This window comes from Candidatus Pelagibacter bacterium nBUS_27, from assembly GCF_051200985.1.
GTDB lineage: Bacteria > Pseudomonadota > Alphaproteobacteria > Pelagibacterales > Pelagibacteraceae > Pelagibacter.
The window spans coordinates 730,242-745,052 of sequence record NZ_CP172845.1 but is presented as its reverse complement, the minus strand read 5'-3'; the positions used below and the strand labels follow the sequence as shown (position 1 = coordinate 745,052).

Below are 14,811 nucleotides of genomic sequence, written 5' to 3'. Positions count from 1 at the left end.
AATTTGCTAGCAATATAATGTTTTTAAGTTATTTTAAATATAATTATGACAATTAAATCAGCACAAACTTTAGTCGCAGAAGCACTAAAAGAAATTAAGACAATTAATACTGATGAAGCTTTTAAAATTGTTGAAGATAACAATTGTAATTTAATTGATATCAGAGATGTTCGAGAATTAGAAAAAGAAGGAAGAGTTGAAAATTCACATCATGTTCCAAGAGGAATGTTAGAGTTTTGGCTAGATCCAAATAGCCCTTATTTTCAACAAGGTAAATTAGATCGTAATAAAGAAATGGTTTTATTTTGTGCAGGTGGAATGAGATCTGCTTTAGCAGCTAAATCATTAAAAGATATGGGTTTTGAAAAAGTTTCTCATATTGATGGTGGGTTTGGAGCGATTAAACAAAGCAAGTTTAAAATAGTTTAATTATCGCTTAATTCTTCAAGAGCATATTCCAAACGATCTTGTCCCCAAAAAATTTTATTTTTTACCACAAAAGTTGGAGCACCAAAAACTTCTTTTTTAAAAGCATCACTGGTTAATTCTTTTAAATTATCTTTAATTTTTTGATGATTGATTTCTTTAAAAAAAATTTCTGTATCAATATTTAAAAAATTTAGCAATTTATATAATTCATTTTCTGAAGATAAATCTAAATTATCTTTCCAATAGGCATCAAAAAAAGTATCCAAGTAATCTTTTTTTTGATCTTCATTCACTTGTAAATATCCGCGCATAATTGATAATGAATTTATTGGAAATTTTAAATTCCAATTAAAAGAAATGTCATTTTTTTTTGAAATTAATTCACAATCACTTTGCATATTTTTCATTTTATACTTGTTAAAAGCTGGAGCGCTTATACCTGCTAGATTGTGAAGACCACCTAATAAAATAGGCTTATAGTTAAATGTAATTTTTTTGTTTTCTTTGATTTTTTTTATTTTTTTATGGGCAATGTAAGAATAGGGACTGATTATATCAAAATAAAAATCTATATGATCACTCATATAAATTCATTCTTTTTGCATAGAATATTCTAATGATCCAATATATTAATAAACCAATCGGTCCTACTAAATAAGTAGCTATTAGAGGAAAAGCTATTAAGATTTTATTGATATAAAATTTTTGTGAGTCTTTAACAATCCACCCACCCACAAATAAATTGATTGCAATGAAGTGTGTCCAAAAGAGCATTAAATATAGATGATCTTCAAATAATCTAGAGAGTTCATCTAAACCTAAGTATAATGTAAAATTTCCAATAAAATCATAACCAATTAAATAGGATTTATATAAAACAAAAATATAGATACCACTTAAGATAAATATTGGAAATACCGATGCAACAAAAATTCTACCAAGATGAGACTGAGGAAAAAAAATTAGTATAAACCAAAACGGTAATACACCAATGTTGATCCACATATAAAGTGTCTCAATAGAAAAATAAGTATAAATTTGTTCGATCATTTAAATATATTATATAAAATCTATCCATGATTCCTATAAGAAATAGAAAAAAAACACTGCAAGTAACTGTAGAAGAGATGCGAAATTTTGCATTTGCTTATGTTGAAAAATATGCCCCTTCAAAACAGCAGTTAAAGACTTATTTGTTGAAGAAATATATGAAACTTTCTTCCTCTGATGTAAGAAAAAAAGATGTCAATAAATTGATTGATATTGTTTTGTCTGATTTAGAAAAAACTAAATTTATTAATGACCAATTTTATTCTGAAAGCAAAGCAAAAAGTATGATCCAAAGAGGAAGCTCTATTAATAAAATTAGAAACTACCTAATAGGTAAAGGAATTCATGATGAGTTTATTAAAGACACTGTCGATAAAATTAAAGAAGATAATTCTGATCAAGATTTTTTTTCAGCAATAAAAATTTGCAAAAAAAAAAGAATAGGACCAGCAAGAGCTGAAGATAATAGAACTTTATTTTACAAAAAAGATATTTCTTTATTAGCTAGAAATGGTTTTGATTTTGAGACTTCCAGAAAAGTAATGGATATAGAAAAAGATGAATACCTAAAAATAATTAATCTACTTTAGTTTTTGTATCTTTTTCTTCTTCAACTAAATTATTAATTTTTTGTCTTACATAGTTTTTAACAAATACAAAAACTAATAAACCAAAAATAGATACAGAAACTATTATAATTAATATAATTCTTAACTGTTCATCCATTATAATATATTTTTACTTTTTAATATTAGACTTGGGTTTTTAAGATCTTTTTTTCCATAAAGAATTTCTTTACCATTAAAATCTGTAACAGTTCCACCAGAGTGCTCTAATATTGCATGACCTGCAGCTATATCCCATTCATAAGCTCTTGGTTCAGCAACATAACCATCATATTCGCCAGCTGCTACAACACAAAATTTAAGTGAACTTTTCATTCTTACGTTTTCAACTACACCAATATCTTGATATATTTTTTGAATTTCTGGTTTAATTTTGTTTGAGTAAGAAATAAATTTAATTGGCCTAACTTTGGTCTCTTTTTCACTTAGCTTTGAAGTTTTTCCATTGCTTAATTCAAAAGCACTTCCTTCACCATAAGAATAAAACATTCTTTTTTTTGCAGGTGCATAAATTAATCCTGCTACAGGCTTGTTATTAATAATTAAACCAGCATTTATTGTGAATTCTTCGAGATTATTTATATAATCATATGTACCATCTATAGGATCAACTAACCAAAAATCTTTTAGTTGTGTGTTATTTTTATTATCTGAAGTTTCTTCTGATATAATTGGGATATCAGGTGTTACCTCAGAGATTTTTTGTGTGATAAATTTATTAACTTCCAAATCACCATTACTAACTGGGGTGTTGTCTGATTTTATCTCTTTTTTTAATCCCTTTTCACGAAGAGTTAATGATAATTCTCCAGCTTCTAAAAAAGAATTTATTAAGTCCTCTACAATTTTTTTTATATCCATATTATAAAAATTTATTTTATATTACTCTCAATTATTCCCAATATATAAGCCATAAGAACTAACACCTTTATTAGCTGAGATTAGACCTTCTCTTGATTTATAAAAATTTTTAATTTCTTCTTCAGAAACACTTGAATAAACTTCAGGCATATATTTTTTTGTAAATCTTGGATGTGCTTTTATGAACTCTCTATCACCATATTCAAAAGAATAAACATTTTCAGCATATTCAGTTTGTAAATATTCAGCTTGAGTGAGTTTTGATATATTTTTATATGGTTCGAACATTGAGCCCACATTTCTTTTTGCCCATTCTGCTGTTAATTTAAAATCTTTAAGAAGCCTGTAGTTGAATTTTAAATAATCTTTTACTTTAGCTCCACGAGGAAAAGTATGTTCAAAATAATCATATCCAACAGGCTTATAAACTTCTGCTAGAATACTTGAGTAACCTGTATATTCCCATGAATAGTTTACAGTATTAGCACCTCTACTTGCGTGGTTAATGTTGATACCATCTTTGTTGATAAAAGCTTGCACAACATAAATATCTTCGTGACCTTTGTCTAACAACTCTTGATTTTCCAATCTAAAGCCAAGCATAATCTCACCAACAGCAACTTTCATTCTAATGTTTCCACAATTATTTGTTCCTGTGTTCTTTGAGTAAATACTTTTTAATTTTTTGATATTACACTTTCTAGTACCTTTATTTAAAACTTTGAATTTTTGATCAAAAAGTTTTTGGACCAGATATTTATCAACTAATTGCCTCTCTTGTTTTGTATAATTAATTTCTTTGTGCCAAACAGCATAAAATTGAGCAAAGGTCCCAATCGTACTAGGAATATCATATCCAGCAACATTATATCCAGATACTCTTTTTACAATCATTGGATCTTTTTTTGCTGATGCCCAATGTAATAATATATCACCTATTATTTGAGGATTATTAATTCCAGCAAAATGTAAATAACTTTGGCATGTAAACCATGCCTGATGTGAGTTGTCATTTTTGGGGTAGGGATCTACATTTTTAATTCTATTAAAGCAATTAAGCTCTTTATCTTTTCTTTTATAATAGTCTCTCATAGGTGTTTTTTTTGAATATTCTTTAAACTTTTGAAAGTTTTTAACTGGTTCCCAGTTTTCAATTACTTTAATTTCTAAAAGAGTATTAGGTAAAAGCTTTTCTTTAGAAGAAGCAAAATTACAAAATGAAATTAAACTTATTACTATTATTAATATTATTCTCATTTAATATCCTTTTTGTTAGAGAGTTTTTCTAGATTTATTAAATTTGAATTAACAACTTTTTTACCAACATTTTCAAAATTAACAGTAACTTTTCCATTTATAATAGATTGAACTTGCCCAATACCCCAGTCTTTATTGTTTGGATTAGTGACTTTGTCACCTGGCTCATAATCTAAAATCATTTAATTTAACTTATATTGTAAATAAGTATAAATACCACCTTATGAATAAAGAATTAAACTCTATTGGAATTGATAAAAAGCCTGAGGATACGACAGTAGTCGTGGCTATGTCAGGTGGAGTAGATTCTTCAACTGTAGCCGGAATTATGAAAAATGAGGGTTATAAAGTTATAGGAATAACTTTAAAACTTTATGATGATGGAAAAGAAGTAGCTAAATCTAAACAATGTTGCTCAGGACAAGATATCATGGATGCAAAACGTGTTGCTCATAAATTAGGAATTGAGCATAAAATTTTATATTATCAAGATAAGTTCAAACAAGGTGTAATAGATAATTTTGTTGATAGTTATTTAAATGGTGAAACTCCAATACCTTGTGTTCAATGTAATCAAACAGTAAAATTTAAAGATTTATTTGAAGTCTCAAAAGATCTTAATGCAGATGCATTAGTAACAGGTCATTATGTAAAAAACATTACAGCAAATAACACTAACAATATGTATAGAGCAATTGATGAAAACAGAGATCAAAGTTATTTTTTATTTAATACGACACGTGAACAATTAGATTACTTAAGATTTCCTCTAGGTGGAATGCTAAAAGATAAAACAAGAGAGATTGCAAAAGAATTAGATTTAAATGTTGCTGATAAACCTGATAGCCAAGATATTTGTTTTGTACCCAACGGAGATTATGCATCAGTAATTAGAAAATTTAGACCAGACTCCTTTCAAAAAGGAAATATTAAGAATTTAGAAGGAAAAGTAATTGGTGTCCATGATGGTATTATTAATTTTACAATTGGACAAAGAAAAGGAATTAAAGTTTCTGATGTAGAGCCTCTTTATGTTTTAAAGATAAATTCAGATAATAACGAAATTATAGTTGGTCCAAAAGAAAATCTTGGAAAAAAAGACATATCTCTTAAAGATCTTAATTTATTAACTGATAAAAAGGATCTGGATAAAAATATATTTGTCAAAGTGAGATCTACAGGAAATCTTCTTGAAGCAAAAGTAGATCTAAAAGATGATAATACTGCCCATGTTAATTTGACCAATCCTGAAGATGGTATTTCACCGGGGCAAGCATGCGTATTCTATAGCAAAGATCAATATGGCCATAGGGTTCTTGGGGGTGGTTGGATTAAAGAATAGAGGAATTATTTCTTCTTGTTTTTTCTCTTTGCTCTTCTCTTTTTAGAGCCTTGTTTTCTTCGGCCTCTATGTTTCTTTGGGTAACTCATTTAATCCTATTTATTAATTTTATTGACGTTTTTTACGGGATATAGCATTGTCTTCTAAACATATCAAATTTTATTATGAGCAATTCTTTTAAAACATTTTTAAAACATACCGCAAAAGACTTTCACAATCAGTCTGTTAATCCACCAATTGTCAGAGCATCAACGATTATATTCAAATCGATGCAGGATATTAGAAAAATGCAAAATAAAGCGAAAAAAAACCCTACGGGTGGACACTTTGATTATGGAAGGCAGGGAACATCTACTACCCATATATTACAGCAAATTTTATCAAAATTAGAAGAAAGCTATTTTACTTTTTTAACACCAACCGGATTTGGATCGGTATTTCTTGCAATTTTTAGCGTTACTAGACCAGGTGACGAAATAATTGTAGCTGATCCAGTTTACAGTCCAACACGTTTACTTTCACAAGATTTTCTAAAAGAATTTAATATTAAAACTACATTTTATGATCCTCATGATCTTAAGACATTAGAAAAAGCTATTACAAATAAAACAAAATTAATTTTTGTAGAAAATCCAGGAAGCAACACATTTGATTTTCAAGATCTTGGTAAAATTATTTCTATAGCAAAAAAACATAAAATTTTAACTGCAATTGATAATACATGGGGAACTCCATATTTTTTAAAACCTATTAAACTTGGTTTTGATATGTCTATTGTATCTGCAACAAAATATTATTCAGGTCATTCTGATGTGATGGGGGGAAGCTTAGCAGTTAATAAAAAAGTTTTTGCTAAAGTTAAAGCTGCAGAAAAAGTTACTGGTTTAAGATTAGGACCTGATGACGCTTATTTGATAACAAGAGGTTTAAGAACTTTAGATGTTAGGTTAGACAGACATAGAGAGAACGCCAAAAAAGTTGCAGAGTTTTTATCCAAATTTAAAAATATTAAGTTGCTATATCCATATAAAAAAGATTCTTACAATTTTAGAATGTGGAAGAAATATTATTCTGGAGCATCAGGTTTGATGGGATTAAGAGTTAAAGCTAAAAGCGAAAAATCAGTGGTTAAATTTGTGAATAATTTAAAACTATTTGGCCATGGTTATAGTTGGGGTGGGTTTGAAAGTTTAGCTTTACATCAAAATATTAGAGAACAAGGCAATAGAAGTTACTTAAAATTAGAAAAAAATGAGCATCTTGTTAGATTACATATCGGACTTGAAGATCCTAATGATCTTATAGCTGATATTAAACAAGCCCTAAAACATTTAAAATAGATTTTAAATGTCATCTGAAAGATTTATAAAAAATAAAACAGTTTTAATTACTTTGTTATCGGCCTGTTCAATTGTAATTATTTCTCTTGGTATCAGACAAACTTTTGGAATGTTCTATTTTGATTTCTCAACTGATTTAGGAATAACTCTGTCTCAATTTGGATTTGCTCTTGGACTTCAGATGTTGCTTTGGGGAGTATTTGGACCTTGGTTTGGAATAATCACTGATAAGTATGGCGGACATATAGCTGTATTAATTGGTTTTGTATTTTATTTATTTGGTATTTTGATGCTTTATTCTCAATTTAATACAGGACTATACTTTGTAACAGCAATTGGAGTTTTTATAGGAATTGCTCTTGGTGGCACAGCAATCAGCATCCCTGTCTCAGTTGTTGCTAAACATTTTCCTCAATCTAATAGAACTTTAGCTATGGGAATTGTTACAGCTTCAGGCTCATTTGGTTTTTTTGTTTCTCCAATCTTTACTAGATATTCTTTGGTTGAATTTGGATGGGAAAATACTTTGTTATTTTTTGCAGTGTTTGTGTTTATTGGATCAATTTTAGCATTCTTTCTAACTACACCTAAAGATGTGGTAGGTGGAAAAATTGATGACAAGCAAACTGCAACTGAAGCACTTAAAGAGGCATTTGATAACAAAAGTTTTATTTATCTAATTTTAGGTTTTTTTGTATGTGGCTGGCACATCACATTAGTTGCAACACATATACCCGTATACATAAACGATCGAGGTTTACCTGAGTGGTGTACTGTTACGATTTTATCAATGATTGGATTGTTTAATATTTTTGGAACATTAACATCTGGTTATCTTGCTCAAAAATTTAGTAAAAAATTGATATTAAGTGCAATTTATCTGGCTAGAGGTTTAGTGATTGCTGTATTTATTTTTTCACCACCAAGCACATTCATGGCAATATTTTTTGGAATTACATTTGGTTTTTTATGGTTATCAACGGTTCCCCCTACGATGGGATTAGTTGGATTTATGTTTGGAACAAAATATATAGGTTTATTGTATGGTATAGTGTTTTTAAGCCATCAAATAGGTTCTTTTTTTGGAGCTTATTTGGGAGGAGTTATTCATGATCTTTATGGTTCTTACGATTATGCTTGGTACATTTCTATCGCATTATCAATTTTTGCAGGTTTGATACATTTACCAATTATTGAAAAGCAGGTTAAAAGATTACAAACTACTTAATAAATTGACAAAAAATTATTTACTTAACGAAATCAATAGTTCCAATAAATCTTTTATTTTATATAAAAGTAAAAAAGGTTTTGATCTCTATTCAGATTTTTCAAAAAAGATAATTCTCAGCAATAAAAACATTAATAAATTTTTAAACAAAAAGTTAAAAATTAGAAAAAAAATAAAAGATACAGATTTGTTTATTGGATTTTTTGGCTATGAAATTTTGAACAACCTTATAGGTGTTAAACTTCCTAAACAAAAATCTATTAATTTTCCCAAAGGAATTTTTTACAAACCAGAGACCAAAGTAAGTCTCAAAGACAATTTATTTTATAAATCTAATAGTGACAAGAAAATAGATAAAAACTTTAAGATCAATATTAATCAAAAGTCATACACTAAAATTTTTAATAGATTTAAGAAAAAAATAAGATCTGGTGACACATATCAGATTAAAATATGTACAAAATACAAGAATAAATCGAAAATTGATCCTTTAGACTTTTTTTGTAGACTTGCTAAATCTAATTTAGCACCAGAAGCATTTATGATTAAAGATAAAAATTTTTCAATTATAAGCTGCTCACCTGAAAATTTGATCACCAAAAATGGCTTATCTGTTTCAACCAAGCCAATAGCTGGAACTTTAAGAAAAACTAAGAATATTAACAAAACAAAAGCTTTAAATTTTTTTAAAAATAATATTAAGGAAACCAAAGAACATAATATGATTGTTGATATGGAAAGAAATGATCTTTCAAGAATATGTGTTCCTGGAAGTGTAAGGTTAAAAAAAGAAAAATCTGTCGAAGAATATAAAGACCTTTATCACTATGTAAGTTTAATTTCTGGCAAACTCAAAAAGAATGTTAAAAACATAGATATCATTAAAGCTATGATGCCAGGTGGTTCAGTTATTGGCTGTCCAAAAATAAATACTCTCAATCTTCTAAATAATCAGGAAAAAGAAAACAGAAATATATACACAGGAAGCTTTGGTTTTATTAAATTTAATGGTGATATGAGATTCAATATTATTATTAGATCTATCTTAAATTATAAAGATATTTCCGAGATCTCTGTTGCTTCAGGTGTTGTAATTGACAGTAATGCAAAACATGAATTTAATGAAAATTTTATTAAGGCAAAAGCACTAATAGATTTGTACAAATGATATATGTAATTGATCATAAAGACTCGTTTACACACAATGTGGTTCATCAATTTTCATTATTTGATGATGTTGAGTGTGATGATTTTAGTAAAATTAATAAATTAAAATTAAATCAAGCATCTACAGTTGTTTTTTCTCCAGGACCTGGGTCACCAAAAGATTACCCTGCATCCTCAAAAATTTATAAAAAACTCAAAGGCAAGAAGAGAATAATAGGAATTTGTCTTGGATTTCAGCAAATACTATTTAGCGAAGGAGCTAGTATAATTGAGCAAAGTAAAATTTACCACGGCTTTCAATCAGAAGTATTGGTAAATAAATCAAGCAAACTATTTAATACTGGACAGAAATTTAAAGTTGGTAGATATCACTCTTTAAAACTGAAAGAACCTTTCAAGGCAGAAAATTTTGACATAACGATGAGATGTGTTATTTCAGGAGCCGCAATGTCATTTGAAAATAACATTGATAAAATTTATGGATTTCAATTTCACCCAGAATCTTTTTTAACTTTAAATGGTAAACTACTTATTAAAAAAATCTTATCAGCTTAAAGATCTTAAGGAAATTGAATTTAAAGATCTTTGGGGTGATCATGGTGTATTTACTACCATGTGGATTTTCGGTTCACCTCCAAGAATTCTCTTTTTTAAAGATCATATTAATAATTTAATTAAGTCTACCAAAGCTTATTCTATTATAAAGTCATCTATTAAATCTGATATTTTAAGATTAATTGAAGAAAATTTGGATAATAAAATAAAATACAATCATCTTTTAAGAGTTGCTCTCAACAAAAATACTTTATCAATTTCCTTGCGTAAGAGAATTAAACCTAAGTTAAATTTTAATTTAAAATTAGTTAATTTAAAGCGACAAAAACCAGAATTTAAAAATTTGAAATATAAAGAAATTTTAAAACATTTATCAAAACTTGATAATTCTAAATCAGATATTGGATTGTGTTCTAACAAAAAAATTCTTGAAACAGGAACATCGAATATACTTTTTGTAAAAAATAAAAAAATTTTTTCACCAATAAATAAATTTTATAAGGGAATTACTTATAAATTTTTTAAGTCAAAAATTAAAAAAATTATAAAAAAAGATATTTTAATAAATTCCTTAAATGAATTTGACGAAATTATTTTAATTGGCTCAGGAAAAGGAATTGCGTCAGTCAGAACAATTAATCAAGTTAATTGGAAAAGAAAAGAATTCAAAATTTATAACCAACTATTAAAACATTACAATTCAGCTATAAATAATTGTCCAAAATATAAATAAATTATGAGAGATCCTAATAATCCTTGTTTGTTCTGTAATTCAAAAGCTAGTGGTATTGCCCATGAAAATGATTTGGCATATGCGAGCTATGATACTTATCCTGTTTCAAATCATCATTGTCTAATAATTCCAAAAAGACATTTAATTGATTACTTTGAATTAACTAATGAAGAGTTGCTTGCATGCAATGATTTAATTAAAAAAATTAAAGAAGAAATTTTAAGTAAAGACAAAACTGTAAAAGCTTTTAACGTGGGAACAAACGCTGGTAAAATTGCAGGCCAATCAATTATGCATTGCCACATTCATTTAATTCCAAGAAGGGAAAATGATGTTGAGAATCCCCAGGGTGGCGTAAGGTCAGTGATCCAAAAAAATCAACACTACAAGCGTAAAATTTAAATTATAGGTTGTTATTAAAGACAAATTGCCCAATAGTTAGGGTTGATCTAGCGAAATATCTAGATTAGAAAACTCATTAATTAATTCATAAAAATTTAACACAAGGGTAAAATGTTAGAGACTAATCCATTTTCAATACTAGCAGAGACAGTATCTCCATTTGCTATGCAATCTTTTATTATAGCAATGATTGTTTTAATTGCGCTGGGAACAATAATTCAAATGATACATCATAAAAATTTGACGTATTTTTTAAATAATGCGAAAAAAGCTAAGCTTCAGGCAACTAGAGAAATAGGAGCTGGTGAAAAAGCATCTATAATTGCAAAAACAACTGTTGTTGATATTGGTACTACTGCTGAACTTGGATTTGGAAAAAGAAGATTATCCCACGTGCTTGGTATGTATGGCACAATTATTTTTTGGGTGTCATCAGCAGTGTTAGTATTTTGTTATACAGGTGCTGATAAATCATCATCATCTATGTGGTCAATGTTATGGCATGTTGGTGCTATTTTGACATGTGTTGGTGGATATTGGTTTTGGTTTTTCTTAAGAGTTGATGTTTCGGCCGAAGCTCATCCTTGGTATAGAATTATTAAAGCAGATTTATTTGTATTAGCATTATTAGCATGTTCGACTTTTGGACTGGCTTGGTCATATACTCAATCTAATGGTCAGACAGAACTTTCTTTCTTATTTTTAGCTTTATTTGTTGTTTCAAATTTAGTTTTATTTGGAGGAGTTTACTGGTCAAAATTTGCACACATGTTTTACAAACCTGGTGCTGCAATACAAAAAAATCTAGCTGAAGCTGATGGGTCTAGAGATAATTTACCACCACCAGCAGATGCGCCTGAACAGTTTGGTTTAGGTATTAAAAGAGAACAACCTAAACATTATTAATTATGAAAATTTTAAATAAGGAGAGAAAATAATATGTCAACATTTGTATACATGACTAGATGTGATGGCTGCGGTCATTGCGTAGATATTTGCCCATCAGATATAATGCACATTGATGAAAATATTAGACGTGCAAAAAACATTGAACCAAATTTTTGTTGGGAATGTTATTCTTGTGTAAAAGCTTGTCCTAATCATGCTATTGATGTTAGAGGATATGCTGATTTTGCTCCAATGGGCCACAGTGTTAGAGTAAGAAGAGAAGAAGAAAAAGGAACCATTTCTTGGAAAATTAAATTTAGAAATGGAACTACAAAAGATTTTGTTTCACCAATTACAACTAAACCATGGGGAAAATTTATTCCAAAACTTGCAGATGGTGATAAACCAAACCAAGGTGAAATTAATTCTCAAAGATTATATACAGAACCGCAAGGTCTTAATATTGATGGAGAACTACCAGTTGTTCCAAAAGATTCATTTAAAAAAGGAGTTTACTACTAATGGCTAAACATAAAACACATTACGAAGATTGCGATGTTCTAGTTGTTGGTGGTGGTATGGCTGGAACTGGTGCTACTTTTGAAGCTAGACACTGGGGAAGAGACATGAAGATTATTTGTGTTGAAAAAGCTAATATCGATAGAAGTGGTGCTGTTGCTCAAGGTCTTTATGCAATTAACTGTTATATGGGAATGCAGTGGGGTGAAAACCAACCAGAAGACCATGTAAGATATGCAAGAAATGATCTAATGGGAATGGTTAGAGAAGATTTGGGTTATGATATGGCTCGTCACGTAGATTCAACAGTTCACATGTTTGATGAATGGGGTCTTCCAATGATGAAAAATGAGGAAACTGGTAGATATCTTAGAGAAGGTAAGTGGCAGATAATGATTCATGGTGAAAGTTACAAGCCTATCGTTGCAGAAGCTGCAAAAAAGTCAGCTGATAAAATTTACAACAGAATTATGATTACTCATTTATTGATGGATGAGTCTCAAGAAAACAGAGTAGGTGGTGCTGTTGGATTTAATATGAGAACTGGTGATTTCCATGTGTTTAGAGCAAAAGCTGTAATAGTTGCAGCTGGTGGTGCTTCTCACATATTTAAACCAAGAGCTGTTGGTGAAGGAATGGGAAGAACTTGGTATGCTCCTTGGAGTAATGGTTCAGCTTATGCTTTGCCTATTGCTGCTGGAGCAAAAATGACACAAATGGAAAACAGAATTGTGTTATGTAGATTTAAAGATGGGTATGGACCAGTTGGTGCATATTTCTTACATTTAAAAACTTATACTCAAAATGCTAATGGTGAAAACTATGAGAAGAAATGGTATGACCAAACTAAAGAGCTTGTTGGTGAGTATATTGATCATCATCCTACTCCAACTTGTTTGAGAAACCATGCATTTATTCAAGAAACTATGGCTGGTGGTGGACCAATTCACATGGTTACAACTGAGGCATTCCAAGACCCTCATTTAGAAACTGTTGGTTGGGAAAACTTTTTAGGTATGACAGTTGGTCAAGCGGTTGTTTGGGCATCTCAAAATATTGATCCAAAATACACAAATCCAGAATTAACAACATCTGAACCATACGTAATGGGTTCTCATGCTACATGTTCAGGAGCTTGGGTTAGTGGTCCAGAAGATTTATCTCCACCAGAATATTTCTGGGGATATAACAGAATGCTTACAATTGATGGATTGTTTGGTGCAGGTGACACAGTAGGTGGAAGTGCTCATAAATTTTCATCAGGTTCTTTTACTGAAGGTAGATTAGCTGCTAAAGCTGCAGTTAAATACATTGAAGACAAAAAAGCTGAAGGTTTAAAGGTTTCTGATAATCAATGTGAGGATTTTAAAACTAAAGTCTATAAACCACTTGAAACGTATACAGTTGCTCAAAATGAAATTACTGGAGGAACAGTATCTCCAAGTTACATTTCACCAATTCAAGGTTTACAACGTCTACAAAGAATTATGGACGAATATGTAGGTGGAATTGCGACTAATTATATGACCAATGCTAACATGCTTAAAAGAGGTTTGGAGCTTTTAGCTTGGTTAGAGGAAGATCTTGAAAATGTTGGAGCTGAAGATTACCACCAACTGATGAGAGCCTGGGAGTTAAAACATAGAGCTCTTACTTCTCAGTGTGTAACAGAACATACAATGTTTAGAGAAGAAACTAGATGGCCAGGATACTATTACAGAGGTGATCATATGAAACTTGATGATGATAATTGGCATTGTTTGACTGTTTCTAGAAGAGATCCTAAAACTGGTAAGTTTAGTATGGAAAAAGTTCCCGTCTACCATATAGTGGACGAGAACGAGAAGAAAAAAGCTTCTTAATAAGACTTTAAGTCAACAACATGGATATATTGTCAAAGACAGACGATGAGGTTTATGAGATAGCTAAACCCATCTGGGATAATTTGGTTAAATCATCAAATCTTAGAGATTATGGTGGTTTTACTAAAGATTTTTCAACTCAAATGTTGTTTGGAGCCAATGAGGTAGAACTCGGTAAGCAGTGGGCCAACAATAAAATAATAACCAATTTAAAAGAAACATTTGAACCATTTGGTTGTCTTAGAAGAGGTGTTCATGTGACTGTCTTAATCAAACAGACGAACAAAGAAATCTCAGGAGAATTTCTTGGAAGACTAGTTTTAGGTGAGGAGGATGGTGCAATCAAAGTCTTTGGTGCTACCATCTATTAAATAATAAAAATTATAAAGAATTAAAATAATTGTTTGACAAATATTCCTGCGGGTGTAATGACGCAGTTAATGCAACTTTCAAACATAAAAATCATAAATAAAATTACAAATCTAAAATCTGTTTTAATAAAAACTGGTATATTTATGAGCCTAGCCGCTTATTGGGGTGTTATTTTAGTTG

19 protein-coding genes are annotated in these 14,811 nt (G+C 29.5%); 13 read left to right on the top strand and 6 right to left on the bottom strand.

Annotated features, from left to right (window positions below):
* Window positions 1–45: 45 nt before the first annotated feature.
* Complete coding sequence (locus ACIJYG_RS04110) at window positions 46–429, top strand: rhodanese-like domain-containing protein (RefSeq protein WP_435095415.1); 384 nt, start codon at window positions 46–48, stop codon at window positions 427–429.
* On the opposite strand, the gene ACIJYG_RS04105 is transcribed toward ACIJYG_RS04110, so the two are convergent.
* Both ACIJYG_RS04105 and ACIJYG_RS04100 read right to left on the bottom strand, forming a co-directional pair.
* A complete protein-coding gene (locus ACIJYG_RS04105) occupies window positions 426–1,013 on the bottom strand; it encodes a 2-hydroxychromene-2-carboxylate isomerase (protein ID WP_435095412.1) in 588 nt (195 codons plus the stop codon). The genes ACIJYG_RS04110 and ACIJYG_RS04105 overlap by 4 nt on opposite strands.
* A complete protein-coding gene (locus ACIJYG_RS04100; RefSeq protein ID WP_435095409.1) occupies window positions 1,006–1,479 on the bottom strand; it encodes an ABA4-like family protein in 474 nt (157 codons plus the stop codon). Before ACIJYG_RS04100 ends, ACIJYG_RS04105 begins: the two co-directional genes overlap by 8 nt.
* Window positions 1,480–1,505: 26 nt before the next feature.
* On the opposite strand from ACIJYG_RS04100, the gene ACIJYG_RS04095 reads away from it, so the two are divergent.
* Entirely contained in the window at window positions 1,506–2,069 is a 564-nt protein-coding gene (locus ACIJYG_RS04095) for a regulatory protein RecX (RefSeq protein ID WP_435087420.1), read from the top strand.
* Here the strand turns inward: ACIJYG_RS04095 and ACIJYG_RS04090 are convergent.
* Genes ACIJYG_RS04090 through ACIJYG_RS04075 form a run of 4 tightly spaced genes read right to left on the bottom strand, consistent with a single transcriptional unit; the run spans window position 2,056 to window position 4,405 of the window.
* Window positions 2,056–2,205 carry a hypothetical protein gene (locus tag ACIJYG_RS04090; RefSeq protein ID WP_435087419.1) on the bottom strand — a complete coding sequence of 50 codons (150 nt, stop codon included), beginning with the start codon at window positions 2,203–2,205 and terminating at the stop codon, window positions 2,056–2,058. The two genes, ACIJYG_RS04095 and ACIJYG_RS04090, sit on opposite strands and share 14 nt — an antisense overlap.
* A complete protein-coding gene (locus tag ACIJYG_RS04085) occupies window positions 2,205–2,966 on the bottom strand; it encodes a 3'(2'),5'-bisphosphate nucleotidase CysQ family protein (protein WP_435095406.1) in 762 nt (253 codons plus the stop codon). The genes ACIJYG_RS04090 and ACIJYG_RS04085 overlap by 1 nt, the downstream gene beginning before the upstream one ends.
* Before the next feature lie 27 nt (window positions 2,967–2,993).
* Window positions 2,994–4,223, bottom strand: coding sequence for a hypothetical protein (locus tag ACIJYG_RS04080; protein WP_435095403.1), 1,230 nt, complete (start codon window positions 4,221–4,223; stop codon window positions 2,994–2,996).
* Window positions 4,220–4,405, bottom strand: a complete 186-nt coding sequence (locus ACIJYG_RS04075) for a DUF3553 domain-containing protein (RefSeq protein ID WP_435095400.1) — start codon at window positions 4,403–4,405, stop codon at window positions 4,220–4,222. Before ACIJYG_RS04075 ends, ACIJYG_RS04080 begins: the two co-directional genes overlap by 4 nt.
* Before the next feature lie 41 nt (window positions 4,406–4,446).
* Between ACIJYG_RS04075 and mnmA the strand changes: the two genes are divergently transcribed.
* The 11 genes from mnmA (at window position 4,447) to ACIJYG_RS04020 (ending at window position 14,630) form a co-directional block, all read left to right on the top strand.
* Window positions 4,447–5,565 (top strand): tRNA 2-thiouridine(34) synthase MnmA, encoded by a 1,119-nt coding sequence (gene mnmA / locus ACIJYG_RS04070; protein WP_435095397.1) that lies wholly within the window; start codon window positions 4,447–4,449, stop codon window positions 5,563–5,565.
* Window positions 5,566–5,729: 164 nt separating this feature from the next.
* Window positions 5,730–6,905 carry a trans-sulfuration enzyme family protein gene (locus tag ACIJYG_RS04065; protein WP_435095394.1) on the top strand — a complete coding sequence of 392 codons (1,176 nt, stop codon included), beginning with the start codon at window positions 5,730–5,732 and terminating at the stop codon, window positions 6,903–6,905.
* Window positions 6,906–6,912: 7 nt separating this feature from the next.
* Complete coding sequence (locus ACIJYG_RS04060) at window positions 6,913–8,133, top strand: MFS transporter (RefSeq protein WP_435095391.1); 1,221 nt, start codon at window positions 6,913–6,915, stop codon at window positions 8,131–8,133.
* A 4-nt stretch (window positions 8,134–8,137) separates the two neighbouring features.
* Window positions 8,138–9,301 carry a chorismate-binding protein gene (locus tag ACIJYG_RS04055; RefSeq protein WP_435095388.1) on the top strand — a complete coding sequence of 388 codons (1,164 nt, stop codon included), beginning with the start codon at window positions 8,138–8,140 and terminating at the stop codon, window positions 9,299–9,301.
* On the top strand, window positions 9,298–9,855 hold the full coding sequence (locus ACIJYG_RS04050; protein ID WP_435095385.1) for an aminodeoxychorismate/anthranilate synthase component II: 558 nt from the start codon (window positions 9,298–9,300) through the stop codon (window positions 9,853–9,855). The genes ACIJYG_RS04055 and ACIJYG_RS04050 overlap by 4 nt, the downstream gene beginning before the upstream one ends.
* Window positions 9,818–10,588 (top strand): aminotransferase class IV, encoded by a 771-nt coding sequence (locus ACIJYG_RS04045; RefSeq protein ID WP_435095382.1) that lies wholly within the window; start codon window positions 9,818–9,820, stop codon window positions 10,586–10,588. The genes ACIJYG_RS04050 and ACIJYG_RS04045 overlap by 38 nt, the downstream gene beginning before the upstream one ends.
* Before the next feature lie 3 nt (window positions 10,589–10,591).
* Window positions 10,592–10,990, top strand: a complete 399-nt coding sequence (locus ACIJYG_RS04040) for an HIT family protein (RefSeq protein WP_435095379.1) — start codon at window positions 10,592–10,594, stop codon at window positions 10,988–10,990.
* 111 nt (window positions 10,991–11,101) lie between these two features.
* The gene (locus ACIJYG_RS04035) at window positions 11,102–11,896 is read left to right on the top strand and encodes an adenylyl-sulfate reductase (RefSeq protein ID WP_435095376.1); all 795 of its coding nucleotides are present in this window, start codon (window positions 11,102–11,104) and stop codon (window positions 11,894–11,896) included.
* Window positions 11,897–11,929: 33 nt separating this feature from the next.
* Window positions 11,930–12,400: an adenylyl-sulfate reductase subunit beta gene (gene aprB, locus ACIJYG_RS04030; protein ID WP_435087396.1), complete on the top strand. Its 471-nt coding sequence runs from the start codon at window positions 11,930–11,932 to the stop codon at window positions 12,398–12,400.
* Window positions 12,400–14,259 (top strand): adenylyl-sulfate reductase subunit alpha, encoded by a 1,860-nt coding sequence (gene aprA / locus ACIJYG_RS04025; RefSeq protein ID WP_435095373.1) that lies wholly within the window; start codon window positions 12,400–12,402, stop codon window positions 14,257–14,259. Before aprB ends, aprA begins: the two co-directional genes overlap by 1 nt.
* Before the next feature lie 20 nt (window positions 14,260–14,279).
* Window positions 14,280–14,630 carry a hypothetical protein gene (locus tag ACIJYG_RS04020; RefSeq protein WP_435095370.1) on the top strand — a complete coding sequence of 117 codons (351 nt, stop codon included), beginning with the start codon at window positions 14,280–14,282 and terminating at the stop codon, window positions 14,628–14,630.
* The last annotated feature ends 181 nt before the right edge of the window (window positions 14,631–14,811 follow it).